Source organism: Streptomyces sp. NPDC056361, assembly GCF_042262805.1.
Lineage (GTDB): Bacteria > Actinomycetota > Actinomycetes > Streptomycetales > Streptomycetaceae > Streptomyces.
Window position 1 is genome coordinate 1 of record NZ_JBHJQI010000127.1, and the last position, 25,805, is coordinate 25,805.

General features: G+C 73.3%; 24 protein-coding genes. 12 read left to right on the forward strand and 12 right to left on the reverse strand.

The window, feature by feature from the left end:
- Positions 1-571 precede the first annotated feature (571 nt).
- Positions 572-1,570 (forward strand): tryptophan--tRNA ligase, encoded by a 999-nt coding sequence (trpS, locus tag ACFCY7_RS30945; protein WP_376489370.1) that lies wholly within the window; start codon positions 572-574, stop codon positions 1,568-1,570.
- Here trpS and ACFCY7_RS30950 read toward each other — a convergent pair.
- Positions 1,537-2,580 carry a GlxA family transcriptional regulator gene (locus tag ACFCY7_RS30950; protein ID WP_376489371.1) on the reverse strand — a complete coding sequence of 348 codons (1,044 nt, stop codon included), beginning with the start codon at positions 2,578-2,580 and terminating at the stop codon, positions 1,537-1,539. The genes trpS and ACFCY7_RS30950 overlap by 34 nt on opposite strands.
- Positions 2,581-2,625: 45 nt before the next feature.
- Between ACFCY7_RS30950 and ACFCY7_RS30955 the strand changes: the two genes are divergently transcribed.
- Positions 2,626-3,240 carry a cysteine hydrolase family protein gene (locus ACFCY7_RS30955; RefSeq protein WP_376489372.1) on the forward strand — a complete coding sequence of 205 codons (615 nt, stop codon included), beginning with the start codon at positions 2,626-2,628 and terminating at the stop codon, positions 3,238-3,240.
- 26 nt (positions 3,241-3,266) lie between these two features.
- Here ACFCY7_RS30955 and proC read toward each other — a convergent pair whose 3' ends face one another.
- The 5 genes from proC to ACFCY7_RS30980 form a co-directional block, all read right to left on the reverse strand.
- Positions 3,267-4,076 (reverse strand): pyrroline-5-carboxylate reductase, encoded by an 810-nt coding sequence (gene proC / locus ACFCY7_RS30960; protein ID WP_367823065.1) that lies wholly within the window; start codon positions 4,074-4,076, stop codon positions 3,267-3,269.
- Between the two features lie 84 nt (positions 4,077-4,160).
- Positions 4,161-4,898, reverse strand: coding sequence for an ABC transporter permease (locus ACFCY7_RS30965; protein WP_376489373.1), 738 nt, complete (start codon positions 4,896-4,898; stop codon positions 4,161-4,163).
- Complete coding sequence (locus ACFCY7_RS30970) at positions 4,895-5,737, reverse strand: ABC transporter ATP-binding protein (protein WP_376489374.1); 843 nt, start codon at positions 5,735-5,737, stop codon at positions 4,895-4,897. Before ACFCY7_RS30970 ends, ACFCY7_RS30965 begins: the two co-directional genes overlap by 4 nt.
- 252 nt (positions 5,738-5,989) lie before the next feature.
- Positions 5,990-6,493: a hypothetical protein gene (locus tag ACFCY7_RS30975; RefSeq protein ID WP_376489375.1), complete on the reverse strand. Its 504-nt coding sequence runs from the start codon at positions 6,491-6,493 to the stop codon at positions 5,990-5,992.
- 34 nt (positions 6,494-6,527) lie between these two features.
- Complete coding sequence (locus ACFCY7_RS30980; RefSeq protein ID WP_376489388.1) at positions 6,528-6,860, reverse strand: peptidase; 333 nt, start codon at positions 6,858-6,860, stop codon at positions 6,528-6,530.
- Between the two features lie 78 nt (positions 6,861-6,938).
- Between ACFCY7_RS30980 and ACFCY7_RS30985 the strand changes: the two genes are divergently transcribed.
- Positions 6,939-9,113 carry a PQQ-binding-like beta-propeller repeat protein gene (locus tag ACFCY7_RS30985; RefSeq protein ID WP_376489376.1) on the forward strand — a complete coding sequence of 725 codons (2,175 nt, stop codon included), beginning with the start codon at positions 6,939-6,941 and terminating at the stop codon, positions 9,111-9,113.
- A 90-nt stretch (positions 9,114-9,203) separates the two neighbouring features.
- Here the strand turns inward: ACFCY7_RS30985 and ilvD are convergent, their stop codons facing one another.
- The 4 genes from ilvD to ACFCY7_RS31005 all read right to left on the reverse strand — a co-directional run bounded on the left by ilvD (position 9,204) and on the right by ACFCY7_RS31005 (position 13,679).
- On the reverse strand, positions 9,204-11,057 hold the full coding sequence (gene ilvD / locus ACFCY7_RS30990; RefSeq protein ID WP_376489377.1) for a dihydroxy-acid dehydratase: 1,854 nt from the start codon (positions 11,055-11,057) through the stop codon (positions 9,204-9,206).
- A 93-nt stretch (positions 11,058-11,150) separates the two neighbouring features.
- Positions 11,151-11,762 (reverse strand): TetR family transcriptional regulator, encoded by a 612-nt coding sequence (locus ACFCY7_RS30995; RefSeq protein ID WP_376489378.1) that lies wholly within the window; start codon positions 11,760-11,762, stop codon positions 11,151-11,153.
- Positions 11,759-12,595, reverse strand: a complete 837-nt coding sequence (locus ACFCY7_RS31000) for a sugar phosphate isomerase/epimerase family protein (protein WP_367823080.1) — start codon at positions 12,593-12,595, stop codon at positions 11,759-11,761. Before ACFCY7_RS31000 ends, ACFCY7_RS30995 begins: the two co-directional genes overlap by 4 nt.
- Positions 12,596-12,746: 151 nt before the next feature.
- A complete protein-coding gene (locus tag ACFCY7_RS31005) occupies positions 12,747-13,679 on the reverse strand; it encodes a Ppx/GppA family phosphatase (RefSeq protein ID WP_376489379.1) in 933 nt (310 codons plus the stop codon).
- A gap of 131 nt (positions 13,680-13,810) precedes the next feature.
- Here ACFCY7_RS31005 and ACFCY7_RS31010 point away from each other — a divergent pair, with 131 nt between their 5' ends.
- A complete protein-coding gene (locus ACFCY7_RS31010; protein WP_376489389.1) occupies positions 13,811-14,605 on the forward strand; it encodes a hypothetical protein in 795 nt (264 codons plus the stop codon).
- A 52-nt stretch (positions 14,606-14,657) separates the two neighbouring features.
- Here the strand turns inward: ACFCY7_RS31010 and ACFCY7_RS31015 are convergent, their stop codons facing one another.
- A complete protein-coding gene (locus tag ACFCY7_RS31015; protein WP_376489380.1) occupies positions 14,658-16,436 on the reverse strand; it encodes a hypothetical protein in 1,779 nt (592 codons plus the stop codon).
- A gap of 174 nt (positions 16,437-16,610) precedes the next feature.
- Between ACFCY7_RS31015 and radA the strand changes: the two genes are divergently transcribed.
- Both radA and disA read left to right on the forward strand, forming a co-directional pair.
- Positions 16,611-18,014 carry a DNA repair protein RadA gene (gene radA, locus ACFCY7_RS31020; RefSeq protein ID WP_376489381.1) on the forward strand — a complete coding sequence of 468 codons (1,404 nt, stop codon included), beginning with the start codon at positions 16,611-16,613 and terminating at the stop codon, positions 18,012-18,014.
- Between the two features lie 122 nt (positions 18,015-18,136).
- Positions 18,137-19,261 (forward strand): DNA integrity scanning diadenylate cyclase DisA, encoded by a 1,125-nt coding sequence (gene disA / locus ACFCY7_RS31025; protein ID WP_376489382.1) that lies wholly within the window; start codon positions 18,137-18,139, stop codon positions 19,259-19,261.
- Positions 19,262-19,416: 155 nt separating this feature from the next.
- Here the strand turns inward: disA and ACFCY7_RS31030 are convergent, their stop codons facing one another.
- Entirely contained in the window at positions 19,417-20,259 is an 843-nt protein-coding gene (locus ACFCY7_RS31030) for a hypothetical protein (RefSeq protein WP_376489383.1), read from the reverse strand.
- 224 nt (positions 20,260-20,483) lie between these two features.
- Between ACFCY7_RS31030 and ACFCY7_RS31035 the strand changes: the two genes are divergently transcribed.
- From ACFCY7_RS31035 to cseC, 6 genes are all read left to right on the forward strand, one after another.
- Complete coding sequence (locus ACFCY7_RS31035; RefSeq protein ID WP_376489384.1) at positions 20,484-21,167, forward strand: phosphatase PAP2 family protein; 684 nt, start codon at positions 20,484-20,486, stop codon at positions 21,165-21,167.
- A gap of 33 nt (positions 21,168-21,200) precedes the next feature.
- Positions 21,201-22,136: an A/G-specific adenine glycosylase gene (locus tag ACFCY7_RS31040; RefSeq protein WP_376489385.1), complete on the forward strand. Its 936-nt coding sequence runs from the start codon at positions 21,201-21,203 to the stop codon at positions 22,134-22,136.
- A gap of 167 nt (positions 22,137-22,303) precedes the next feature.
- Positions 22,304-22,876 carry a SigE family RNA polymerase sigma factor gene (locus tag ACFCY7_RS31045; RefSeq protein WP_367823093.1) on the forward strand — a complete coding sequence of 191 codons (573 nt, stop codon included), beginning with the start codon at positions 22,304-22,306 and terminating at the stop codon, positions 22,874-22,876.
- Complete coding sequence (locus ACFCY7_RS31050; RefSeq protein ID WP_376489386.1) at positions 22,864-23,607, forward strand: hypothetical protein; 744 nt, start codon at positions 22,864-22,866, stop codon at positions 23,605-23,607. Before ACFCY7_RS31045 ends, ACFCY7_RS31050 begins: the two co-directional genes overlap by 13 nt.
- Before the next feature lie 56 nt (positions 23,608-23,663).
- A complete protein-coding gene (cseB, locus tag ACFCY7_RS31055; protein WP_376489387.1) occupies positions 23,664-24,368 on the forward strand; it encodes a two-component system response regulator CseB in 705 nt (234 codons plus the stop codon).
- Positions 24,257-25,732, forward strand: a complete 1,476-nt coding sequence (gene cseC / locus ACFCY7_RS31060) for a two-component system sensor histidine kinase CseC (RefSeq protein ID WP_376489390.1) — start codon at positions 24,257-24,259, stop codon at positions 25,730-25,732. The genes cseB and cseC overlap by 112 nt, the downstream gene beginning before the upstream one ends.
- The last annotated feature ends 73 nt before the right edge of the window (positions 25,733-25,805 follow it).

Consider the following 25,805-nt stretch of genomic DNA (forward strand, 5'->3'; position numbering starts at 1 on the left):
TTGGCACGCTGTTGAGTTCTCAAGGTGCGGACGCTTCCTTCGTTCCTGTTTCCAGGCCCTCCGGGCGCTTCCTTCGCTTCCGACTCTATCAGATCCTTTCGGCGTCTGATTCCCAGTCAGCGGGATTTGTCTTTCCGGCTGTTGGGCCGTTCCGACGAGTGAGACTTTAGCGGATTTCCTGCCCCCGACGCTAATCGGGCTGCTGCGCTCAGACCTTCGAACGCGGATTCCTCATTTCGCAAAAACACACGGAAAGCGAGACGACGCGGCAAAGCGTCGTCAGCTTCTGAGGATCTTGCGGAATGGCTGTCCGGGGCCGACCGGAGTCGGTGCTCACGTCGGACAACTCGGAGAACACTACGGATCGGGGAATCCCGTGTCAACCCCGGGCCTGGGGCGTAGCCTCTGCGTATGAGTACGCATGCGCACACCACCCAGTGGTGGGCCGCCTGACCGGCGGCCCGCACGTACGCATGCACCAAGCGGCCGCCGTCTCGGCGGCCGTTCGCGTATCCCCCTCCGGGAGCCGGCCGTCGGGTCGGCGGCCAGGAGCAGAGGGAGAACGAACGCGATGACGAGGATCTTCAGCGGGGTCAAGCCCACCGGGCATCTGACGCTGGGCAACTACCTCGGGGCCGTACGGCGGTGGGTGGAGGTGGACCAGCATCAGGCGGAGGCGCTGTTCAGCGTCGTGGACCTGCATGCGCTGACCGTGGAGCACGACCCGGCGCGGGTGCGGCGGCTGACCCGGCAGGCGGCGACGCTGCTGTTGGCGGCGGGGCTCGATCCGAAGCGGTGCACCCTCTTCGTACAGAGCCACGTGGACGAGCACGCGCGGCTGTCGTACCTGCTGGAGTGCACGGCCACGGACGGCGAGCTGCGGCGGATGATCCAGTACAAGGAGAAGAGCCTGCGGGCGCGGGCGGCCGGGGAAGGGGTGCGGCTGTCGTTGCTGACGTATCCGGTGCTGATGGCGGCGGACATCCTGGCGTACGGAACCGACGAGGTGCCGGTGGGTGAGGACCAGCGGCAGCACGTGGAGCTGACCCGGGACCTGGCGGTGCGGTTCAACCAGCGGTACGGGCACACGTTCACGGTGCCGAGGGCGACGCAGCCGAAGGTGGCGGCGCGGGTGATGGACCTCCAGGACCCCACGTCGAAGATGGGGAAGTCGCACGCGAACGGGGCCGGGATCGTCTATCTGCTGGACGACGCGGAGACCGTGCGGCGGAAGGTCATGCGGGCCGTGACCGACAGCGGGCGCGAGGTCGAGTACGACCGGGAGCTGAAGCCGGGGGTCGCGAACCTCCTCGATCTGATGGCCGCCGCGACGGATGGGGACCCCGAGGAGCTGGCCGGTGCGTACGAGACGTACGGGGCGTTGAAGAAGGACACGGCGGACGCCGTCGTCGAGCTGCTGAGGCCCCTGCGGGAGCGGCATGCCGAGCTCGCGGCGGACCCCGGTCATGTGGACCGGGTGCTGCGGGACGGGGCCGAACGGGCCCGGGGGACGGCTCGGCCGTTGGTGGACCGGGCCTATCGGGCGATCGGGCTGCTGCCCGCGGGGTGACGGAACGCGGTGCGGTAGTCGCGCGGGCTGGTGGCGAGGTGCGAGGCGAAGTGCTGGCGCATCGTGATCTCGCTGCCGAAGCCCGCGCGGCGGGCCACCTCGGGGAGGGGATGGTCGGTGAGTTCCAGGAGTTTCTGGGCGGCGGCGACGCGCTGGGTGATGAGCCAGTGCAGGGGTGTGGTTCCGGTGGTGGCCTGGAAGTGGCGGGCGAAGGAGCGGGGGGACATGCCGGCGCGGGCGGCGAGGCTCGCGACGGTGTGGGGTTCGGCGAGGTGCGCGAGGGCGTGGGCGCGGACGTCGGCGAGGGCGTCGGCGTCCCGGTCGGCGCGGGGGGTGGGGTGCTCGATGAACTGGGCCTGGGTGCCGGTGCGGAAGGGCGCGGTGACCATGGAGCGGGCGATGGCGGCGGCGGCTTCGGCTCCGTGAGCGGTGCGTACGAGGTGGAGGCAGAGATCGATGCCGGCGGCGGTGCCGGCCGAGGTCCAGATGCCCGAGTCCTCGACGAAGAGGGCGTCGGGTTCGACCTGGACCGCGGGGTGGCGGGCCGCGAGGGTCCGGGCCAGGTGCCAGTGGGTGACGGCGCGGCGGCCGTCGAGGAGTCCGGCGCGGGCGAGGACGAAGGCGCCGGCGCAGAGGGAGGCGACGGGGATGCCGGCGGTGTGGGCGCGGCGGAGGGCGTCGAGGACGGGGGCCGGGAGGTCGGCGTCGGGGTCCTCTATGCCGGGGACGACGACGAGGTCGGCGGGGGTGAGGTCGTCGAGCCAGTCGAGCGCGCGGTCGGGGGTGAGGGTGAGTCCGCCGCGCAGGGGGACGGGGGTGTGCGGGTCGGCGGCGGCGCGGCGGAGTTCGAAGGGCGGGACGCCGCGGAGGGTGCGGTCGCTGCCCCAGACCTCGGTGATGACGGAGATGTCGAAGGCGCGGACGCCGGGGAAGGCGAGGAGGGCGATGCGCTGGGGGCGGGGCGTGGGAGTCGGCGGCACGCTTGGCAGTAAACCATCGATCGCTGGCATTCGACCCTCTGGGAGTCGGGGTGTGGCGGCGGGAGGATCGTGGTCATGGAGATCAACGAGAACGCGGCGCTGGTGGTCATCGACGTGCAGAAGGGCTTCGAGCAGGAGTTCTGGGGGCGTCGGAACAACCCGGAGGCCGAGCGGAACATCGCGGCCCTGATCGATGTGTGGCAGGAGACGGGGCGGCCGGTCGCCTTCGTGCGGCACGACTCGGTGCAGGAGGGTTCGCCGTTGCAGCCGGGAACCGAGGGGAACGAGTTCAAGGACTTCGTGCAGGAGCGGCGGGGGAAGGGGGCCGGTCCCGAGGTGCTGGTCACGAAGAGCGTGAACTCGGCGTTCTACGGGGAGCCGGACCTGGACGCCTGGCTGAAGGGCGTGGCCCGCGGCGGAGCCGCTGAGGGACACCGCGGGCAGATCGTGATCGTCGGGATCCAGACGAACATGTGCAACGAGACGACGGCCCGGATGGGCGGGAACCTCGGGTACGACGTGCTGTTCCCGCTGGACGCGATGCACACCTTCGACCTGGCCGGGCCGTTCGGGTGGACGCAGACGGCGGAGGAGCTGACCCGGGCGACGGCGGTGTCGCTGCACGGTGGGCGGTTCGCCCGGGTCGTGACCACGGAGGACGTGGTGAAGGGCGCGGTCTCGGCCGCGTAGGTCGGCTGCGGTCTCGGCCGCGTGGGTCAGCTGTTGCCGGAGGCGAGTTCGCGGCTGCGGTCGCGGGCGGCTTCGAGGGCGGCGATGAGGGCGGCGCGGACGCCGTGGTTCTCCAGCTCGCGGATGGCGCTGATGGTGGTGCCGGCCGGGGAGGTCACGGCTTCGCGGAGCTTGACCGGGTGCTCGCCGCTGTCGCGGAGCATCACGGCGGCGCCGATGGCGGCCTGGACGATGAGGTCGTGGGCCTGGGCGCGGGGCAGGCCGAGGAGGATGCCGGCGTCGGTCATGGCCTCGACGAGGAAGTAGAAGTAGGCCGGGCCCGAGCCGGAGAGGGCGGTGGCGGCGTCCTGCTGGGACTCGGGGACGCGGAGGGTCTTGCCGACGCCGCCGAAGATCTCCTCCGTGTGGGCGAGGTGCCCGGGGGTGGCGTGGCTGCCGGCCGAGATGACCGACATGCCCTCGTCGACGAGGACGGGGGTGTTCGGCATCACGCGGACGACGGGGGTGCCGGCGGTCAGGCGTTCCTCGATGAACGAGGTGGGGATGCCGGCTGCGGCGCTGATGACCAGGCGGTCGGCGGCGACGTGCGGGCCGAGCTCGTCGAGGAGGCGGCCCATGTCCTGGGGCTTGACGGCCAGGATGAGGGTGTCGGCGCGCTTGGCGGCCTCGGCGTTGGTGACGGTCTCGACGCCGTAGCGGGTGCGGAGCTCCTCGGCGCGTTCGGCACGGCGGGCGGTGACCAGGAGGTTCGCGGGGCGCCAGCCGGCGCGGATCATGCCGCTGAGGAGCGCTTCACCGATCTTGCCGGTGCCGAGGACTGCGACGGTCTGGGTCATGGCTCTGTTCACCTCGCCGGAGGGGGTACGTGTCGTCATCCTCGCACCGGTGGGCCGGGTGGTGCGTGGGTGTCCGAGGGGCGGTCACGCGGTGCGGCGGCGGAGGGTGGCCGCGCCCAGGGCGAGGACGAGGAGACCGCAGCCCGCGACGACCAGGACGTCGCGGACGAAGTCGCCGGTGATGTCGGGGTGGCGGAGGACCTCGTTCATGCCGTCGACGGCGTACGACATCGGCAGGACGTCGGAGATCGCTTCGAGCGCGGGAGCCATCCGGTCGCGCGGGGTGAAGAGGCCGCAGAGCAGGAGCTGCGGGAAGATCACCGCCGGCATGAACTGGACGGCCTGGAACTCGGAGGCCGCGAAGGCGGAGACGAAGAGGCCGAGGGCGGTGCCGAGCAGGGCGTCGAGGAGGGCCACCAGGAGGAGCAGCCAGGGGGAGCCGATGACGTCGAGGCCGAGGAACCAGACGGCGAGGCCGGTGGCCAGGGTGGACTGGACGACGGCGAGGAGCCCGAACGCGAGGGCGTAGCCGGCGATGAGGTCCGCCTTGCCGAGGGGCATGGCGAGGAGGCGTTCCAGGGTGCCGGAGGTGCGTTCGCGGAGGGTCGCGATGGACGTCACCAGGAACATCGTGATGAGCGGGAAGATCCCGAGCAGGGATCCCCCGATGTTGTCGAAGGTCTGCGGGCTCCCGTCGAACACGTACCGGAGCAGGAAGAGCATCAGGCACGGCACCAGGAGGAGCAGCGCGATCGAGCGCGGGTCGTGGCGCAGCTGACGCAGGACGCGGGCGGCGGTGGCGAGGGTGCGGGCGGGGCTCATGACCGGGGCTCCTCGTGGGCGGCTCGGGCCGCGGCGGCGTCGACCAGGCGGAGGAAGGCCTCTTCGACGGTGGCGGTGTCGCTGCGTCGGCGGAGGTTGTCGGGGGTGTCGTCGGCGAGGATCTCGCCCTCGCGCATGAGGAGGAGGCGGTGGCAGCGTTCCGCCTCGTCCATGACGTGCGAGGAGACGAGGAGCGTGGTGCCCCGGTCGGCGGCGATCCGGTGGAAGAGGTTCCACAGGTCGCGGCGGAGGACCGGGTCGAGGCCGACCGTGGGCTCGTCCAGGACCAGGAGCTCGGGCGTGCCGAGGAGGGCGACGGCGAGCGACACCCTGCTGCGCTGGCCGCCGGACAGCCGGCCGGCGAGGGAGTCGGCGTGCGACGCGAGGTCGACGTCCGTGATGGCCCGGTCGACGGCGGTGCGGCGGTCGTGGCGCCGGGCGCGGCCGGGGAGCAGGACGGCGGCGAAGTAGTCCAGGTTCTGACGGACGGTCAGGTCGTCGTAGACCGAGGGGGCCTGGGTGACGTACCCGATGCGGGAGCGGAGTGCGGGGTCGCCTGCGGGGCGGCCGAGGACGTCGAGGGTGCCGGTGACTTTGGCCTGGGTGCCGACGATGGCGCGCATGAGGGTGGTCTTGCCGCAGCCGGAGGGGCCGAGGAGGCCGGTGATGCGGGCGGTGGGGATGGTGAAGTCGAGGTCGCGGAGGACGGTGCGGGTGCCGCGGGTGGTGGTGAGGGAGGTTGCGGTGATGGCGGGGGGTGTGGGGGGCGCTGGGGGGTTGGGGGCTTTGGGGGGTGTGGGTTCGTTGGTGGCGGGGTCACCCGTCGGGTAATTCACCATGCGATGAATAGTGCGCCTGGGGGTGCGCGGGGTCAAGGACCTGGGTGGTGCGGGGTGCGGCAGCACGGGGCCGGGGTGCGGTGGGGGGCCGCTGCGGGCCGGTGGGGGTTGTGCCCACCCGTTCCGCCCTTGCGGAACAGTTGCCCACAACCTGGGGCGGCGGGGCGCGGGGCCCATAAGCCGGGGGCGCCGGGCGCGGGGGGCCGCAAGCCGGGGCGGCGGGCTCGGGGGGGGGAAAGCGGGGGGGTGGGGTTACTTGCGTTTGGGGTTTTTGCGGGTGCGGCGCTTTTCGTGGCGGGCGAGGGCGGCTTGGTGTTCGGTGCGGTGGAGCTTTTCGCCGGGGGCTTCGCGGAGGCAGCGGAGGGAGTAGGCGAGGAGGGAGCCGATGAAGCCGATGGCCTTGAGGCTGCGGAGGGACTCTTCGCGGGCCGGGTCGGTGGGGCGGCGGCCGAAGCCTTCCCAGGTCTTGCGGAAGGCGATGGCGCTGCAGACGGCGAACATGATGACGACGAGCGTGTTGACGATGCCGCCGACGGCGGCGATCTGCAGGCCTTCGTAGGCGAAGCGCAGCACGAAGCAGGCCGCGACGGCGGCGGCGAGCGAGCCGAGGGCCAGGCCGGCGCGGCGCAGGGCGTAGCCGCCGCTGTGGTCGACCCAGGTGGTGCCGAAGAAGCGGATCTCCTCCGGCTGCGGCCCGGAGGGCGCGCCGCCGGAGGGCTTGCCGGTCGTGCGGGGGGTCTGCTCGTCGTCGCTCACGGGGTCGATTATCCCCGGGCGGCGGTGGGAGGGTTCAGGAGCAGCGCGGCGCGACCAGGTCGTCGCTGCCCGTGTGGACGTACGCGTCGGAGACGTACTCGCCCGGCGCTATGTTGTCCCAGATGTTCGTGGTGCCGTAGGGGCCGCCGATCCACTCGCCGTACTTCTGGCAGTTGATGGCGATCGTGGCGCCGAGCGGCAGGACCCGGACGATCGGGTACTTGGTGCTCGGGCCCGAACGGACGTTGACCCGGTAGCCCGGTGCGACCTCGTAGCGCGTGCTCATGTTGTCCTCCCCCTGTGGCGCAAAAGCGCTCCGCCGAGTTTCACTCTCCGCGACGCGCAGGCTAGCAAGCTCCACCGACATCGCGGGCCCCATGGACTAGGCTCCGTCGGGTTCGCGCACGTGCGCGCGAGGTGACGGGGAATCACACGGGGGTGGGCGATGCCACCGTTGCGCGGTACCGGTTCCGGCCGGGAAGCGGAGGGGTCCGAGTACGCGGGCGACTACCGGCTCCAGGCGTGTCTGGGGGCCGGCGGCATGGGCGTCGTACACCTCGCGGCGTCGGCTTCGGGGCTGCGGCTCGCGGTCAAGGTCGTGCACGCACGGTATGCGGAGGACCCCGAGTTCAGGGCGCGATTCCGCCAGGAGGTCGCGGCCGCCCGCCGGGTCAGCGGGGCGTTCACCGCGCCGGTCGTGGACGCCGACCCCGATGCCGTACGCCCCTGGATGGCCACCCTCTACGTGCCCGGCCCGACGCTCGCCGACCAGGTGAAGCGGAACGGACCGCTGTCGCCCGCCGAACTGCGACGGCTGACCGCGGGACTCGCCGAGGCGCTGCGGGACATCCACCGGGCGGGCGTCGTCCACCGGGACCTCAAGCCCAGCAACGTCATGCTCACCGACACCGGGCCGAAGGTCATCGACTTCGGCATCTCCCGGCCCGTCGACAGCGACCTGCACACCGAGACGGGCAAGCTGATCGGCTCGCCGCCGTTCATGGCGCCGGAGCAGTTCCAGCGGCCGCGCGAGGTCGGTCCCGCGGCGGACGTCTTCGCGCTCGGCTCGGTCCTGGTGCACGCGGCGACCGGGCACGGCCCGTTCGACTCCGAGAGCCCGTACATCGTGGCGTACCAGGTCGTCCACGACGAGCCGGATCTGACGGGCGTGCCGGCGGAGCTGGCGCCGCTGGTCGCGCGCTGCCTCGCCAAGGACCCCGGCGAGCGGCCGACCCCGGCCCAGATCATGTCCGCGCTGCTGCCGCCCTCGTACGAGGCGGAGGCGTTCATACCGGCGCAGCGGCGGCGGCCCGCGCTGCCGGACGGGGACGGTGACACCGGCCCCGCGCCCGCGTGGGACGCCGACACGCCGGTACGGGCGACCGCGCCCGGCCCGCGCCGCCGGGGTCCGCGCCTCGGCGGGCGGATCCGGCCGCGCCCGACGCTCGCCGTCGCCGCCGTGCTCGCGCTGACCGGAGCCGGCGTGTACGCGGCGCTGAGCGCTCCGGCGGGCGGCGCGCCCGCGAGCCCCGACCGCCCGGACGAGGTGGCCAACGTGTTCAGCGGCTGGGACACCAGGCTCCAGGAGCTCGGCCCGACGGCCGCTCCGGCCTGCCTCCACGACGCGGGTGCGCTGTACTGCACGGCCAGGGGCGTCGCGCTCGCCCGGCTCGACCCGGTCACCGGGCGGGTCCTCTGGTCGCGGACCTCCCCCATCCAGCAGGAGTCCCCCGACGCGCCCGTGCTCCTCGCGGGCGGCCGGCAGATCGGTGCCGCGGCCCCCACGGGTCCCCTGCGGGCGTACGGGGCCGAGGACGGCAGGCCGGGCTGGACGTCCGTCGCGGGCCTGCCCGAGGCGTACTGGCCGGCCGAATCCGCCGTCGTCCTGTCCGACGGGGTCGGCGGCATGCGGGCGGTCGACGGCAGCAGCGGCCGGGAGCTCTGGCGGCACCGCGTGGCCGGCTTCGGGAACCCGCTCCCCGGGGCGTACGACGCGCCCTCCGGGCTCCTCACCGTGTCCGAGACCTCGGCGGACGCGACGCGCACGTCGGTCGGCGCGATCCGCCCCGACACCGGCGAGGTGGCCTGGCACCGGGAGCTGGAGGGCAACCTCGACCCGCTGGGCCACACCGGCGACGGCACGCTGGTCCTCGCCTCGCTCTACGACACCGGGGTGGCCGACGCGCTCGTGCTCGTGGGGCCCGGCGGCCGCGGAGCCGTACGCACGCTGCCGCTGCCGAGCCGGATGGACATCCGGGGCATCGCCGTGCGCGGCACCGTGGTCCATCTGCTCGAAGCGGACGGGCACCTCACCGCCTTCGACACGGCAGCGGAGAAGGGGAAGGTGCTGTGGGACCTGGTGACGGCCGCCGGGAATGTCTCCCCGCCGGTCCTCGGCCCCGGCGACCGCCTCTACTTCTCCGTGCAGGACGGGCGGCTGCTGGCCGTCGACACCGCGCGCGGGGCGCTCATCGGGCAGACCCGGCCGCGGCTGCAGAACGGCCGGCTCGGGTACGCGCCCTCGGTGCCGTCGCCGCTGGTCGCCGGGGACCGGGTGTTCGGGACGGCTCCCGACGGCTCCGTGTTCGCGGTGGACGCGCGCGATCCCGCGTCCTGGTGAGGTGAGCGGCCGGCACGTGCCGCACGAGGAAGGTGAGCGGGCACCCGGCCCGCTCCCCTTCCTCGTACTCCTGTCGTACCGCTACCGGGCTCAGCCCAGCTTCGTCACGTCCCTGACCGCGCCCTTGTCGGCGCTGGTGGCCATCGCCGCGTAGGCGCGGAGCGCGGCCGACACCTTGCGCTGGCGGTTCTTCGGCGCGTAGACGCCGTTCAGCGCCTCGCGGCGGGCGGCGAGGGTGGCCTCGTCGACGAGGAGCTCGATCGAGCGGTTCGGGATGTCGATGCGGATCCGGTCGCCGTCCTCGACGAGGGCGATCGTGCCGCCCGAGGCGGCCTCCGGGGAGGCGTGGCCGATGGAGAGGCCCGACGTGCCGCCGGAGAAGCGGCCGTCGGTGACCAGCGCGCAGGTCTTGCCCAGGCCGCGGCCCTTGAGGAAGGACGTCGGGTAGAGCATCTCCTGCATGCCGGGGCCGCCGCGCGGGCCCTCGTACCGGATGACGACCACGTCGCCGTCGGTGACCTGCTTGTTGAGGATCTTCTCGACGGCCTCGTCCTGCGACTCGCAGACGACCGCCGGGCCCTCGAAGGTCCAGATCGACTCGTCGACGCCGGCGGTCTTCACGACGCAGCCGTCGGCGGCGAGGTTGCCGTGCAGGACCGCGAGGCCGCCGTCCTTCGAGTACGCGTGGGCCGCGTCGCGGATGCAGCCGCCGGCCGCGTCCACGTCGAGCGACTCCCAGCGCTCGGACTGGGAGAACGCGGTCGCCGAGCGGACGCAGCCGGGGGCCGCGTGGAACAGCTCGACGGCCTCGTCGGTGGCGGCGCCGCCGCGGACGTCCCAGGCGTCCAGCCACTCCTTGATGGAGCGGGAGTGGACGGAGCGGACGTCCTCGTTGAGCAGACCGGCGCGGTAGAGCTCGCCGAGGATGGCGGGGATGCCGCCGGCCCGGTGCACGTCCTCCATGTAGTACGTGCGGTCCTTGGCGACGTTCGGGGCGACCTTGGCCAGGCAGGGCACCCGGCGCGAGATCTCGTCCATGTCGGTCAGGCCGTAGTCGAGCTCGGCCTCCTGGGCGGCGGCGAGCAGGTGGAGGATCGTGTTGGTCGAGCCGCCCATGGCGATGTCGAGGGCCATGGCGTTCTCGAACGCGGCGCGGGTCGCGATCGAGCGCGGCAGGACGGAGGCGTCGTCCTCGTCGTAGTACCGGCGGGTGATGTCGACGACGGTGCGGGCCGCGTTCTCGTACAGCGCCTTGCGGCCGGTGTGGGTGGCGAGCAGCGAGCCGTTGCCGGGGAGGGAGAGGCCGATCGCCTCGGTCAGGCAGTTCATCGAGTTGGCGGTGAACATGCCGGAACACGACCCGCAGGTCGGACAGGCGTTCTCCTCGATGCGGGCGATGTCCTCGTCCGAGATCTTCGGGTTCACGGCGTCGGAGATCGCGTCGACCAGGTCGAGGGTGCGGACCGTGCCGTCGACGAGGGTGGCGCGCCCGGACTCCATCGGGCCGCCGGAGACGAAGACCGTCGGGATGTTCAGGCGCAGGGCCGCCATCAGCATGCCCGGGGTGATCTTGTCGCAGTTGGAGATGCAGATCAGGGCGTCGGCGCAGTGCGCCTCGACCATGTACTCCACGCTGTCCGCGATCAGGTCGCGGGAGGGCAGCGAGTACAGCATGCCGCCGTGGCCCATGGCGATGCCGTCGTCGACGGCGATCGTGTTGAACTCGCGGGCGATGCCGCCGGCGGCCGTGATGGCGTCGGAGACGATCCGGCCGACCGGCTGGAGGTGGGTGTGGCCGGGGACGAACTCCGTGAAGGAGTTGGCCACGGCGATGATGGGCTTCCGGCCGATGTCCGCGCCGGGTACACCGGAGGCGCGCATAAGGGCGCGTGCGCCCGCCATGTTGCGGCCGTGGGTGACTGTGCGGGACCTCAGCTCGGGCATCGTCGCTCGCTCCTCGTGATGGGTGTGCTTGCATTCGAGCGTACGCCGACGCTCCAAGATCTGGACAGGCCGTCCGAAATGCGGGACGGGTGTTCAGCCTTCGGTCAGGTACCGCTGGAGCGTCGGGGCCACCTGGGCCACGATCTCCTCCGGATCCGCGGAGGCCAGCGGCTCGACCCGGATCACGTACCGCATGATCACGACCCCGATCATCTGGGACGCGGCCAGCTCCGCGCGGAACGCCGGGTCCGGCACGTCCAGCTCGGCCGCGATCCGCTCCAGGAGCCGGCGGAGCACGAAGGTCCGCAGCACCTTGGCCGCCGCCTCGTGCGTCAGCGCCGACCGGACCGTCGCGAGGAGCGGGGCGCGGCTGACCGGGTTCTCCCACACGCCGATGAAGAACCGCGCGAGCCGCTCTCCGATGGCGTCGCGCGGGCCCGCGACGATCGCCGGCACGACGGCCGCGGGCTCGAAGGACACCTCGATCGCGGCGGCGAACACCTCGTCCTTCGTACCGAAGTAGTGGTGCACCAGCGCCGGGTCCACACCCGCCGCCCGGGCGATGCCGCGCACCGAGGCCTTGTCGTAGCCGCGTTCCGCGAACTCGGCGCGGGCCGCCTCCAGGATGCGTTCGCGCGCGCCCGGCCCGCTCTCCTCCTCGGTCCGGGAAGGGCGGCCGCGCCGGCGCGGGGCCGGTCCGGTCACGGTCGCGGCACCCGGGAGGGGCGGGTCGGGGCGGAGGCGAGGTGGAGCCGGGTGAACGCCAGGGCCTCCGCGAGGTCGGCCTCGCGTTCGGCGGCTGACATCGCACGGCGGGTGTTGACCTCGATGACGACGTGGCCGTCGAAGCCGGTGAGCGCGAGCCGCTCCAGGAGCTCGGCGCAGGGCTGCGTGCCGCGCCCCGGGACCAGGTGCTCGTCCTTCGCGGAGCCCTTGCCGTCGGCGAGGTGGACGTGGCCGAGCCGGTCGCCCATGCGGTCGATCATCGCGAGGGCGTCCGTACGGGCGGTCGCGGTGTGCGAGAGGTCGACGGTGAAGTGCCGGTAGTCGTCCTTCGTGACGTCCCACTCGGGGGCGTACGCGAGCATCTCGCGGTCCTTGTACCGCCACGGGTACATGTTCTCGACGGCGAACCGCACGTCCGTCTCGTCCGCCATCCGCCAGATGCCGGTGACGAAGTCCTTGGCGTACTGGCGCTGCCAGCGGAAGGGCGGGTGCACGACGACCGTCGACGCCCCGAGCCGCTCGGCGGCCGCCTGCGCGCGCTGGAGCTTGACCCACGGATCGGTCGACCAGACGCGCTGGGTGATGAGGAGGCAGGGGGCGTGCACGGCCAGGATCGGGACCTGGTGGTAGTCGGAGAGGCGGCGCAGCGCCTCCACGTCCTGGCTGACCGGATCGGTCCACACCATGACCTCGACGCCGTCGTACCCGAGGCGCGCGGCGATCTCGAAGGCCGTCGCCGTCGACTCCGGATAGACCGAGGCCGTCGACAGGGCGACCTTCGCATCCGGGATGCGCACCACTGGTTCTGCCACGGGGACAGGGTACGGGGCGGGCCGGGGCGCCGGGCGTGGTTCACGTCACGCCCGGCCCCGTCCGCAGGTCGACGATCCTTGCGGGTCAGTGCTCCGGCAGGTCGACGATCCTTGCGGGTCAGTGCTCCGGCAGGCCGGCGATCCTCGCGGGTCAGTGCTCCGGCAGGTGGTCGAGGCGGCGCAGGATGACGCCCTCGCGCAGGGCCCAGGGACAGATCTCCAGCTCCTCGACGCCCAGCAGGTCCATCGCGCCCTCCGCGACCAGGGCGCCCGCGAGGAGCTGGCCGGCGCGGCCCTCCGAGACACCCGGCAGGGCCGCGCGCTCGGGGGCGGTCATCCCGGCGAGGCGCGGGACCCACTCCTCCAGGGACTTGCGGGACAGGATCCGCTGGACGTACAGGCCCTCGCCGGAACCGGGCGCGCCCGCGATCCTGGCCAGCTGCTTGAAGGTCTTGGAGGTGGCGACGATGTGGTCGGGGCGGCCGAAGCGGCTGAACTCGCCGACCGTACGGGCGATCTGGGCGCGCACATGGCGGCGCAGCGCCTTCACGTCGGCGCTGTCGGCCGGGTCGCCGGGCAGCCAGCCGGCGGTCAGCCGGCCCGCGCCGAGCGGCAGGGAGACGGCCGCGTCCGGGTCCTCGTCGATGCCGTAGGCGACTTCCAGGGAGCCGCCGCCGATGTCGAGGAGGAGCAGCTTGCCCGCGGACCAGCCGAACCAGCGGCGGGCGGCGAGGAACGTGAGCCGGGCCTCCTCCTCGCCGGTGAGCACCTGGAGGTCGACCCCCGTCTCGTCCTTCACGCGCGCGAGGACGGCGTCCGCGTTGGACGCCTCCCGGACGGCCGAGGTCGCGAACGGCAGCACCTCCTCGCAGCCCTTGTCCTCGGCCGCCAGGAGCGCGTCCCTGACGGTCGCGATCAGCCGCTCGACGCCGTCCGGCGCGATCGACCCCCGCTCGTCGAGGAGCTCGGCGAGCCGCAGCTCCGCCTTGTGGGAGTGGGCGGGCAGGGGGCGGGCGCCGGGGTGGGCGTCGACCACCAGGAGGTGCACTGTGTTCGAACCGACGTCGAGGACTCCGAGTCTCATGGGCGGAACGCTACTGCGCCCACCGTCATACGCTTGGTGTTGTGCCAAAGACGAAGAAGGCGAAGCGGGACGAAGACCATGGCGGCGACGGCGGAGCGAAGGCCGCCAGGACCGCGCACGCGGCGAAGGCCGTGAAGGCGGTCAAGGTCGGGAAGCAGAAGCGGGGCGGGGCGGAAGAGCCGGACGAGAAGGGGCTGGACTTCGCGCGCGCGTGGGTCGAGTTTCCCGATCCGACCGACGAGGAGCAGGTCTTCCGCTGCGACCTGACGTGGCTGACCTCGCGCTGGACCTGCATCTTCGGAAACGGCTGCCAGGGCATCCAGGAAGGGCGCGCGGACGACGGCTGCTGCACGCTCGGAGCGCACTTCTCCGACAAGGACGACGAGAAGCGGGTCGCCGAGCACGTGGCCCGGCTGACGCCGGAGCTGTGGCAGTTCCACGACGTCGGCACGGAGTCGGGCTGGGTGCAGCTCGACGAGGACGGCGACCGGCAGACCCGCCGCTGGGAGGGGTCGTGCATCTTCCAGAACCGGCCCGGTTTCGCGGGCGGCGCGGGCTGCTCCCTCCACATCCTGGCGATGAAGGAGGGCAAGGAGCCGCTGGAGACGAAGCCGGACGTGTGCTGGCAGCTGCCGGTGCGGCGGACGTACGACTGGATCGACCGCCCCGACGACAGCCGGGTGCTCCAGGTGTCGATCGGCGAGTACGACCGGCGCGGCTGGGGGCCCGGCGGCCACGACCTGCACTGGTACTGCACGACGGCGACGTCGGCGCACGTCGGCGGGGAACCGGTCTACGTCTCGTACCGGCCCGAGCTCGTCGAGATGATGGGCCAGGAGGCGTACGAGGTGCTCGTCGGGATGTGCGAGGCCCGGCTCTCCTCGCAGCTGCCGCTCGTGGCGCCGCACCCGGCGGATCCGGCCTGATCGACAGGCCCAGGCAGGGCTTCCGGACACCTCAGAGAAACCAACCGGCCCCCTAGGAAGACGACGGCGGCGGGTCCCCCGGCGACGCCGGGGGTGAGCCCGGGTCCGAGGTCGTGGGCGGGGGTTCCCCGGTGGTGGGCGGCGGGGTCGTCGGATCCGGGGTGGGCTCGGACGTGGGCGGGGTCGTGGGCTCGGTCGTGGGCGGAGAGGTCGGAGTGGTCGGCTCGGTCGTCGGCGGGGTCGTGGGCTCGGTCGTGGGCGGAGAGGTCGGCGGGGTCGTCGGCCGGGTGGTGGCCGGCGGGGGCGTGATCACCCGGTCGTCGATCGGCGGGGGCGGGCGGTAGCCGTCGATCCTGACCACCGCGCCCGAGGGGTTCACCCCGATCCGCGCGCTCCAGGCGCCCACGGGCTCGCGGTCGTGGTCGACGCGGACGGTGATCGTCACGGTCTCGCCGGGACGGAGCGTGCCGGAGGCCCGGGTCACGTACAGCCAGGGCGCGTCCGTCCACAGCGACCAGTCGACGGGGGAGCCGCCGGACGCGGTGAGCGTGAGCAGGGTCAGATCGCCGTGCCCGCGCGCGGAGACCGTGATCCAGCCGGCGGCGGGCCCGCCGGGGCGGGACGGTTCGGTGGGGCCGCCGGGGCTGACCACCTCGACGGAGACGTCGGGGGCGCGGCTGCCCCGGGTGAAGCGGGGTTCGGGGGTGGTGCCGGCGTTGCCCGCGTTCTCGTAGCGGTCGTAGGGGCGGCCGTCCGGGCCCACGGGTTCGTCCGCCTCGCGCGCGCTGATCCGGGCCCCGTCCCTGCCGGGCGCGTCCGCGACCGGGGTGCCCCGGCAGGAGGTCCACAGGGCGAGGACGGGGGCGGCGACGACGGCCGCGACGACGGTGGTGGTCACCGCGCGGGCCCGCATCCGGTCGCGGCGGGCCACGTGGTCCTTGGGGTCCATCGGGAAGCCGGTGGGCGCGAAGCGCGGGGCGCCGGCACGCGCGCGCGGGACGTGCAGCATCGCCATGTACGCGGCGGCCCGGGGCGCCTCGACGAGCGGCAGCCGGGCCGGGGCCGGCTCGGCGGTGCCGGGCCAGGGGCCGCCGACGCCGACGCGCTCGGCGACCCGCCGGCAGCGCGGGCAGTCGTCGACGTGCCGGACGAGTTCGGCGCGCAGGGCGGCGGAGAGGAGGACCTGGTGGTCGCCGGTGAGCCGGGCGACGGTGGGGCAGCTGCCGGTCTCGACGACGGCGAGCGCGGCGCGGGTCCGCTCGACCTCGCAGCCGGCGGTGGCGAGGAGTTCGCGGGCGGCCTGCGGGTCGAGGGAGAGCACGGCGGCGACCTGGCGCCGGCTGAGGCCGTGCCGGACGGCGAGCTCCAGGGCCTCCCGCTGCTCGGGCGTGGTGCCGGCCGCCTCGGGCCAGGCGAGGACGGCGAGTTCGGCCCGGCGGCGGTCCGCGGTCTCCTCGGAGACGCGGGGCGGCTCGGGCGCGGTGACGGCGGGGCGGCCGGTGTGGGCGCCCTGGCGCTTGCGGCGCTGCTCGCCGAGGCTGCGCAGGCAGGCCCAGCGGGCGAGGGCGTAAAGCCAGGCCGTGCGGCCGTCCTCGTCGGAGGGGCAGCGGCCGTGGTGGCGTTCGGCGACGGCGAGGACGTCGCCGAGGACGGCGGTCGCGGTGTCGTGGTCGCAGAGCACGGAGAGGCAGTACGTGAAGAGGCCGTCGAGGGCGGCCTCGTAGCGGGCGGGGGGCCGCCGGCCGAGCGTGCGCGGTCCCTGGTCCGCGGCGCGGTGCGCCCGGTGGGCGCCGGTGGTGCCTGTGGGGGAATCCAGCCTGCTGCTCGTCACTGGGCGACCGTAGGCAAGGCGCGGGGCACTCTTCGTACCGGTTGAGCCATTCTCATTCTTACGGGTGAAGCTATCGCTCGAAAGGGGACACGAAGCGGACGTTCCGGCGGCGTGGCGTTCCCTCCTGTGGAGGACGGCGGCCCGTTGTCGGTGGCGGCGGATACGGTGTGGGACATGGCTGCCCGTACGAAATCCGCCAAGGAACGGCCGTCCTACCGCTGCACCGAGTGCGGCTGGCAGACGGCCAAGTGGCTCGGTCGTTGCCCCGAATGCCAGGCCTGGGGGACGGTCGAGGAGTACGGCGCGCCCGCCGTCCGGACGACCGCGGCCGGGCGCGTGTCCACCGCCGCCGTCCCCATCGCCCAGATCGACGGCCGTCAGGCCACCGCCCGCTCGACCGGTGTCGACGAGCTGGACCGGGTCCTCGGCGGCGGTCTGGTGCCCGGCGCCGTGGTGCTGCTCGCGGGCGAGCCGGGCGTCGGCAAGTCGACGCTGCTGCTCGACGTGGCGGCCAAGGCGGCGAGCGACGAGCACCGCACGCTGTACGTCACGGGCGAGGAGTCCGCGAGCCAGGTCCGGCTGCGCGCCGACCGGATCAACGCGCTCAGCGACCATCTGTACCTGGCGGCCGAGACCGACCTGTCGGCCGTCCTCGGGCACCTCGACGCCGTGAAGCCCTCGCTGCTGATCATGGACTCGGTGCAGACCGTCGCCTCCCCCGAGATCGACGGCGCCCCCGGCGGCATGGCCCAGGTCCGCGAGGTCGCGGGGGCCCTGATCCGGGCCTCCAAGGAGCGCGGCATGTCCACGCTCCTCGTCGGCCACGTCACCAAGGACGGGGCCATCGCGGGCCCCCGGCTCCTGGAGCACCTGGTCGACGTCGTCCTGAGCTTCGAGGGCGACCGGCACGCGCGCCTGCGTCTGGTCCGGGGCGTGAAGAACCGGTACGGCGCGACCGACGAGGTCGGCTGCTTCGAACTGCACGACGAGGGCATCACGGGCCTGGCCGACCCCTCCGGGCTGTTCCTGACCCGACGTGACGTGGCCGTGCCCGGCACCTGTCTGACGGTGACCCTGGAGGGCCGACGGCCGCTCGTCGCCGAGGTCCAGTCGCTGACCGTGGACTCCCAGATCCCCTCCCCGCGCCGGACCGTCTCCGGTCTGGAGACCTCCCGGGTCTCGATGATGCTGGCGGTCCTGGAGCAGCGCGGCCGGATCAGCGCCCTGGGCAAGCGGGACATCTACAGCGCGACCGTGGGCGGTGTGAAGCTCACCGAGCCCGCCGCCGACCTCGCCATCGCCCTCGCGCTCGCCTCGGCGGCGAGCGACACCCCGCTGCCGAAGAACCTGGTCGCGATCGGCGAGGTCGGGCTCGCGGGCGAGGTCCGGCGGGTGACGGGCGTGCAGCGCCGGCTCGCCGAGGCGCACCGGCTCGGCTTCACGCACGCGCTGGTCCCGTCGGACCCGGGGAAGGTGCCGGCGGGCATGAAGGTGACCGAGGTCGCGGACATGGGCGACGCCCTGCGCGTGCTGCCGCGCAGCCGCCGTGCGAAGGCCCCGGAGGGTGCCGAGGGTTAGGCGGCGGTCAGGGTGGGGACCCCTTTCGGACCACCCCGGATCGGTCGGGGGCGGAGGGCGGCGGGGTGGTGTCGCTAGACTTTGCCCTGGTCTCGCCCATCCGTACGAGCCGGAGGAGAGCAGTGGCAGCCAAGGACGGGGCAGCAAGTCCTGGAAAATCCGGCGCGGGCTCCGGCAACGAAGCGCTGATGCGCGCCGCGCTGACCGCCGTCGCGCCCGGCACCGCGCTGCGCGACGGCCTGGAGCGGATCCTCCGGGGCAACACCGGCGGTCTCATCGTGCTCGGCCTGGACAAGACGGTCGACGCGATGGCCACCGGCGGTTTCGTGCTGGACGTCGAGTTCGCCGCCACGCGCCTGCGTGAGCTGTGCAAGCTCGACGGCGCGCTCGTCCTCGACAAGGACATCACCAAGATCCACCGCGCGGGCGTGCAGCTGGTCCCGGACGCCTCCATCCCCACCGAGGAGACCGGCACCCGCCACCGCACGGCGGACCGGGTCTCCAAGCAGTGCAACTTCCCGGTCGTCTCGGTCTCCCAGTCGATGCGGCTGATCGCGCTGTACGTGAACGGCGAGCGGCGGGTCCTTGAGGAGTCGGCGGCGATCCTGTCCCGCGCCAACCAGGCCCTCGCGACCCTGGAGCGGTACAAGCTCCGCCTCGACGAGGTGGCCGGCACGCTCTCCGCCCTGGAGATCGAGGACCTGGTCACCGTCCGGGACGTGACGGCCGTCGCCCAGCGCCTGGAGATGGTCCGCCGGATCGCCACCGAGATCGCGGAGTACGTGGTCGAGCTCGGCACCGACGGTCGGCTCCTCTCGCTCCAGCTCGACGAGTTGATCGCGGGCGTGGAGCCGGAGCGCGAGCTGGTGATCCGGGACTACGTGCCGGAGCCGACCGCCAAGCGCGCCCGCACGGTCGCCGAGGCGCTGACCGAGCTCGACGCGCTCACCCACACCGAGCTGCTCGAACTTCCGGTCGTGGCCCGAGCGCTGGGTTACAGCGGCTCGCCCGAGACCCTCGACTCGGCGGTGTCGCCGCGCGGCTACCGGCTCCTCGCGAAGGTGCCGCGGCTGCCCGGCGCGATCATCGAGCGGCTCGTGGAGCACTTCGGCGGGCTGCAGAAGCTCCTCGCCGCGAGCGTGGACGACCTCCAGACCGTCGACGGCGTCGGCGAGGCCCGCGCCCGCAGCGTCCGCGAGGGCCTGTCGCGGCTCGCGGAGTCCTCGATCCTGGAGCGGTACGTCTAGATCCGGGGCGGTACAGCTGGATTCAGGGACTGTACGTCTCGGTCCCGGGGCGGTACGTCGGGATCCCGAGGCGGTACGTCCGGGGGGCCGCCCGCGCCTCGCGGTGCACCTCAGGCACCCCCGGCGTCTCAGGCGCCTCGGTCGCCCCAGGCGCCTCAGTCGTTCTTCAGCGTGAACGAGGCCGCGAGCATCTTCGCGCCCGACATCGTGGCCTCCACCAGGTAGGTGCCGGGGGCAGCCTGGCCGGCCGGGGCGGTGGCGCACTGCGGGGCGCTGCGGAGGCGGTCCCACTCGACGGTGTGGGTGACCGTGGTGTGGGCGGGGACGTGGAGCAGGATCGGGTTGCCGGGGCGGGGGCAGTCGGCGGAGGACCAGATCTCGTCGTCCCGGTCGTCGCTGACCGTCAGCACCGCGGCGCGGGGTCCGAAGTCGGCCTTGCAGGCGGTGTTCGAGGTGTTCTCGGCGACGAGGAGGAAGTGCGGCTTCTCCCCCGCCTCGTAGGCGACCTTGGTGGTGCGGAGCGTCAATTGGAGCGCTCCGGCGGGGCAGTTCGGGAGCGGGGAGTTCGCCGGGACCTGCTGTCCCGCGCCGGTGCCCGCGCCGCCGTCGCCGCCGGCGCCGTCGGTGTCACCGTTCTTGCCGCCGGTGCCGGAGTCCGTACCCCCGTCGGCGCCCGTGTCCGCGCCGGTGCCCGCGTTGGCGCCCGAGCCGTCGGAGCCGTCGGAGCCATCGGTGTCGCCCGAGTCGCCCGACTCGTCGCGTCCGCCGGGCTGTTGGCTGATCGCGGTGCCGGTGCCGGAGGGTCCGGGAGTGATCGAGGGAGGGGCGGACGTGGAGCCGTTGGCGGCGTCGTCCGGCTTCTTCCCGCCCCCGTCACCCGAGGTGACGGCCCAGGCGGCGAGCAGGGCCAGCAGCGCCACCAGGCATACCGCGACCGCCCTCCGTCGCCAGTAGATGGTGGAGGGAAGCGGCCCGACCGGATTGCGCAAAGATCCCACGACCCGAACCTTACGAGAGATCGGGTCCAACTCCCGCCCCACCCGCCGCCCGAGACGCCAAGTTTTGCCGATGATCACATCCGTCGGTTCCGGGAACTCTTTCCGTAACCGCAGATGAAATCGGTAGGAAACGGCACGAATCGCTAGCCCCCACTTTCGTCGGGGGTCGCTCTGGCCGTTGGCCCGGGGCGGCGGAGTCGGAATTCCGGTTAGCGTCGTCCACCATGAACACCCTCCTCGACCTCTCCGACCGTCTTTATCTCGACGTCGCCGACTTCGCCCACTCCACCCCCCACTGGTTCCAGTGGCTCGCCGAGGTCTGGACCGAGGCCGGACTGCTGCTCTTCGGCGTGCTGTTCCTGGCCGGCTGGTGGCGCTCGCGCGACGGGTCGAGCCGGGCGATGACGCTCGCGCTGCTCGCCCCGCTCGCCACCGCCTTCGGGTACGTGGCGAGCGAGGCGTTCAAGTCGCTGGTCGACGAGGAACGTCCCTGCCGCGCGGTCGCCGGGGCGCCCGCCTCGCTCGTCGCCTGCCCGCCGCACGGCGACTGGTCCTTCCCCAGCAACCACTCGGCCATCGCCGGTGCCGCCGCCCTCGCGCTCGCCCTGTCCTGGCGCGGGATCGTCTGGCTGACCGCGCCGATGGCGCTGCTCATGGCGTTCTCCCGGGTCTTCGTCGGCGTGCACTACCCGCACGACGTGACCGTCGGCCTGCTCGTCGGCGCCCTCGTCGCCTTCCTCGTCATGAAGGCCGCCGAGCGGCCGGTGCGATCCGTGGTGGAGACGGCCAGGTCGAGCCGCAACCCGGCCGTGGCGTGGTGCGCGGGGCGCGGACAGGCGGCGCACGCCGCCGCGCACGCCCCCGCGCACTCCGAGCGGCGCTCGCGCGCGCGCCACGGCGCGTACTGATCGCGCCCCGGACGTGCCAGGATCGGGGGTGCCATGACTTCCATCGACACTCCCCCCACGTCCCCCGCGCCCGCGAGCCCCGTGGCCCCCGAGCTCCCCGCCGAGCTCCACGGGCCCGTCCTCGCCTGGTTCGACCGGCACGCCCGCGACCTGCCCTGGCGCCGCCCCGAGGCCGGCGCCTGGGGGGTCATGGTCAGCGAGTTCATGCTCCAGCAGACCCCGGTCGTCCGGGTCCTCCCGGTGTACGAGCAGTGGCTCGCGCGCTGGCCGCGCCCCGCGGACCTGGCCGCCGAGGCCCCCGGCGAGGCGGTACGCGCCTGGGGCCGGCTCGGCTACCCGCGCCGGGCGCTGCGGCTGCACGCGGCGGCCGTGGCCATAACGGAACGGCACCGCGGCGACGTGCCGAGCGACCACGGTCAGCTCCTCGCGCTGCCCGGCATCGGCGAGTACACGGCGGCCGCGGTGGCCTCCTTCGCGTACGGGCAGCGCCACGCGGTCCTGGACACCAACGTGCGCCGGGTCTTCGCGCGGGCGGCGACCGGCGTCCAGTACCCGCCGAACGCGACCACGGCCGCCGAGCGGCGCCTCGCCCGCGCCCTGCTGCCGGAGGACGAGGGGACGGCCTCCCGCTGGGCCGCCGCCTCGATGGAGCTGGGCGCGCTGGTGTGCACGGCGAAGAACGAGGACTGCGGGCGCTGCCCGATCGCCGCCCGGTGCGCCTGGCTGCTGGCCGGCAAGCCGGCGCACGACGGCCCGCCGCGGCGCGGCCAGACGTACGCCGGCACCGACCGGCAGGTGCGGGGCCGGCTGCTCGCCGTACTGCGCGAGTCGGCCGACCCGGTGGCGCAGGCGGCCCTGGACGCGGTCTGGGACGAGCCGGTGCAGCGGGCCAGGGCCCTCGACGGCCTGGTCGCGGACGGCCTCGTCGAACCGCTGGAGAACGGCCGCTACCGGCTGCCGCTCTCCTGAGGACCGGGCCCTCCGCTCCCAAACCTCATCCGACCCCTCTGTTACACAACCGATGGGTAGCCGTGCGTCCGCCGACGGCTGCCCCGCACAGCTCCGTGACAACTGCTCCGTAGCGTCGTCGACGACACGAGGAACAGAGCTGGTCACGGGGATCGGAGGCGGTTCGGATGAGGCACGGCGAGGTGCTCGACTTCGAGGAGTACGTACGCACACGGCAGGACGCGCTGCTGCGCAGTGCCCGCCGGCTCGTCGCCGACCCCGTCGACGCCCAGGACCTGCTCCAGACGGCGCTGGCCCGCACGTTCGGCCGCTGGGACGGCATCGCCGACAAGTCCCTGGCCGACGCCTACCTGCGCCGCGTCATGATCAACACCCGGACCGAGTGGTGGCGCTCCCGCAAGCTCGACGAGGTCCCCACCGAGCAGCTGCCCGACGCCTGCGTCGACGACGCCACCGAGCAGCACGCCGACCGGGCCCTGCTCATGGACGTCCTGAAGGTGCTGGCGCCGAAGCAGCGCAGCGTCGTCGTCCTGCGGCACTGGGAGCAGATGAGCACCGAGGAGACGGCGGCGGCGCTCGGCATGTCGACGGGTACGGTGAAGTCGACGCTCCACCGCGCGCTCGCCCGGCTCCGCCAGGAGCTGGAGAGCCGCGACCTCGACGCCCGTGCCCTGGGGCGGACCGGGGAGCGGGCGACCGTACGAGGTGACGAAGGGGGGCGGGAGCGGTGCGCGGCCTAGACGACGGAGCCGACGGCGGCAGACGCCACGACGGCGACCCCTGCGCGAGCGGCGGCGACGACCGGTTCCGGACCGGACGGCGCCGCCCTCGGCGTGTCTCCGCGGCGGGCGTGACGGCGGTGGCCGGACTCGTCGTCGCCGGGCTCTCCCTGGCCTCCTGCTCCACCGGCGGCACCGGCTCCCGCGACGAGGGCGCGGCCCGCACCGACGAGGTGGCCGCAGCGGCGCCCACCCCCTCCGTGTCCGCGACCGGCGGCCCGCAGTCCGCCGAGCGGGTGGATCCGATCGCGCTCCTCAAGGCCGATCCGAAGATCGGCGAGCGGCTCAAGACCGACCTGAAGCCGTGTGTCGCGGACGCCTACCCGGTGGACGCCTCGTACGGCAATCTCACGAACGCTCCGGCGCCCGACGTCGTCGTCAACGTCATGACCTGCGGTGATGCCGTCGGCATCGGCACGTACGTCTACCGCATGCAGAGCGACCGGTACGTGAACGTCTTCATGACCGAGGACCCCGCCGTGTACGCCACGATCGACCGGGGCGACCTCGTCGTCACCAAGCAGGTGTACGCGCAGGGCGACCCGGTCGCGTACCCCTCGGGCGAGGACGTGATCACGTACCGCTGGTCGGGGAGCAGGTTCACCCAGCACGACTGGGTGCACAACGACTACAGCCGGGCGGTCGGCGACGGCACGGACGAGCCCGCGCCCAGCGCGCCCGCCGCCGGCTGAGCCGCACCGACCACAGACCACAGGCCCGACCGACCGCAGCCCGAAGGACACGCACGATGGCCGAAACCCATGTCCTGTTCGTCGAGGACGACGACGTGATCCGTGAGGCCACCCAGCTCGCCCTGGAGCGGGACGGCTTCCGCGTCACGGCCATGCCCGACGGCCTGTCCGGCCTCGACGCCTTCCGGGCCCAGCGGCCGGACATCGCCCTGCTCGACGTGATGCTGCCCGGCATGGACGGCGTCAGCCTCTGCCGCCGCATCCGCGACGAGTCGACGGTGCCGGTCATCATGCTGTCGGCGCGCGCCGACTCGATCGACGTCGTCCTCGGTTTGGAGGCCGGTGCCGACGACTACGTCACCAAGCCCTTCGACGGCTCGGTGCTCATGGCCCGCATCCGGGCCGTGCTGCGCCGTTTCGGGCACGCGGGCGGGGCCGGCGCCGGCGAGCACGGGGACGCGCCGGGCGACGGCGGCGGCCTCCTGGTCTTCGGCGACCTGGAGGTCGACACCGAGGGCATGGAGGTCCGCAAGGGCGGGCAGCCGGTGGCGCTGACCCCGACCGAGATGCGGCTGCTCCTGGAGTTCTCGGCCGCGCCCGGCACCGTGCTGTCCCGGGACAAGCTCCTGGAGCGGGTCTGGGACTACGGCTGGGGCGGCGACACCCGGGTCGTCGACGTCCACGTGCAGCGGCTGCGCGCCAAGATCGGCCAGGACCGGATCGAGACGGTCCGCGGCTTCGGCTACAAGCTCAAGAGCTAGCCCGGCATGAACCCCCGCACACCCTCCCCCGAGACGGGCCCGGTCCGGTGAAGCTGTTCCCCCTCAGGACCGGGGTCCGCTGGAAGATCGCCGTCGCCATCGCGGCCGTCGGCGCCCTCATCGCGGTCACCCTCAGCATCGTCGTGCACAACGCGGCCCGGATCTCGATGCTCGACAACGCGCGCGAGGTCCAGATGGAGCGGCTGCTCTTCGCCCAGCGGATGTACGAGACGTCGAAGCCCAAGGAGCCCCGCTTCGGCACGAAGATCAACGATCCGGCGCTGCCGGACCAGCTCGACCAGCTGATGCGGGACAACCGGCGCGGCACGTACGTGCAGGAACACCGGCACGGCGGGCCGCCCGACGTGTGGGCCGCCGTGCCGCTGGCCAGCGGCGACGTGCTGTCGCTGCACATCCCCTTCGCCGACCGCAGCGCGACGATCATGAACGATCTGGACCGGGCACTGGTCATCGGCTCGGTCTCGGTGGTCTTCGGCGGCTGCGCCCTCGGCGTCCTGATCGGCGGCCGGATCTCCCGCCGGCTCCGGAAGGCCGCCGTCGCGGCCGGCCGGGTCGCCCAGGGCAACACGGACGTGCGGGTGCGGGACGCCGTCGGCGGGGTCGTACGGGACGAGACCGACGACCTGGCGTGGGCGGTCGACGCCCTGACCGACGCCCTGAACGAGCGGATCGAGGCCGAGCGCCGGGTCACCGCGGACATCGCGCACGAGCTGCGCACCCCGGTGACCGGGCTGCTCACGGCCGCCGAACTGCTGCCGCCCGGCCGTCCGACCGAGCTCGTACGGGACCGGGCGCAGGCGATGCGGACCCTCGTCGAGGACGTCCTGGAGGTGGCCCGGCTCGACAGCGCGTCGGAGCGGGCCGAGCTCCAGGAGATCGCGCTCGGCGAGTTCGTCGAGCGGCGGGTGCGGGCCCTGGACCCCGAGGTGGTCGTCCGGGTCGTCCACGACTCCTGGGTGAACACCGACCCGCGGCGCCTGGAACGCGTCCTCGGCAACCTCCTCGCGAACGCGGCCAAGCACGGCAAGCCGCCGGTCGAGGTCACCGTCGAGGGCCGTGTGGTGCGCGTCCGCGACCACGGTCCCGGTTTCCCCGAGGCGCTCCTCAAGGAGGGGCCGAGCCGGTTCCGTACGGGGACGAGCGACCGCGCGGGCCAGGGGCACGGCCTCGGCCTGACGATCGCGGTGGGCCAGGCGCGGGTCCTCGGCGCCCGGCTGACCTTCCGGAACGTGGCCTCCGAGGGGGCCTCGAACGGCGTCGGCGGCGCCATCGCGGTCCTGTGGCTGCCCGACCACGCCCCGACGAGCACGGGCAGCTTCCCGATCCTGCGCCTGCCGGAGTGAGGCCACCGGGCAGACGGCAGACGGCGGCCTTGGGCGTACGGCAGTGGGGCAGGTCCTTCGAAGGACCTGCCCC

Bases quoted from the DNA above. Each gene is read 5' to 3' on its own strand.
- cseB (WP_376489387.1), top strand. From the start codon at position 23,664: ATGGCCGAAACCCATGTCCTGTTCGTCGAGGACGACGACGTGATCCGT.
- ilvD (WP_376489377.1), bottom strand. From the start codon at position 11,057: ATGCCCGAGCTGAGGTCCCGCACAGTCACCCACGGCCGCAACATGGCG.
- ACFCY7_RS30955 (WP_376489372.1), top strand. From the start codon at position 2,626: ATGGAGATCAACGAGAACGCGGCGCTGGTGGTCATCGACGTGCAGAAG.
- ACFCY7_RS30970 (WP_376489374.1), bottom strand. From the start codon at position 5,737: ATGGTGAATTACCCGACGGGTGACCCCGCCACCAACGAACCCACACCC.
- radA (WP_376489381.1), top strand. From the start codon at position 16,611: ATGGCTGCCCGTACGAAATCCGCCAAGGAACGGCCGTCCTACCGCTGC.
- ACFCY7_RS30985 (WP_376489376.1), top strand. From the start codon at position 6,939: ATGCCACCGTTGCGCGGTACCGGTTCCGGCCGGGAAGCGGAGGGGTCC.
- ACFCY7_RS31005 (WP_376489379.1), bottom strand. From the start codon at position 13,679: ATGAGACTCGGAGTCCTCGACGTCGGTTCGAACACAGTGCACCTCCTG.
- ACFCY7_RS31035 (WP_376489384.1), top strand. From the start codon at position 20,484: ATGAACACCCTCCTCGACCTCTCCGACCGTCTTTATCTCGACGTCGCC.
- ACFCY7_RS31045 (WP_367823093.1), top strand. From the start codon at position 22,304: ATGAGGCACGGCGAGGTGCTCGACTTCGAGGAGTACGTACGCACACGG.
- ACFCY7_RS30980 (WP_376489388.1), bottom strand. From the start codon at position 6,860: ATGTCGGTGGAGCTTGCTAGCCTGCGCGTCGCGGAGAGTGAAACTCGG.
- trpS (WP_376489370.1), top strand. From the start codon at position 572: ATGACGAGGATCTTCAGCGGGGTCAAGCCCACCGGGCATCTGACGCTG.
- proC (WP_367823065.1), bottom strand. From the start codon at position 4,076: ATGACCCAGACCGTCGCAGTCCTCGGCACCGGCAAGATCGGTGAAGCG.
- ACFCY7_RS30965 (WP_376489373.1), bottom strand. From the start codon at position 4,898: ATGAGCCCCGCCCGCACCCTCGCCACCGCCGCCCGCGTCCTGCGTCAG.
- ACFCY7_RS30950 (WP_376489371.1), bottom strand. From the start codon at position 2,580: ATGCCAGCGATCGATGGTTTACTGCCAAGCGTGCCGCCGACTCCCACG.
- ACFCY7_RS31040 (WP_376489385.1), top strand. From the start codon at position 21,201: ATGACTTCCATCGACACTCCCCCCACGTCCCCCGCGCCCGCGAGCCCC.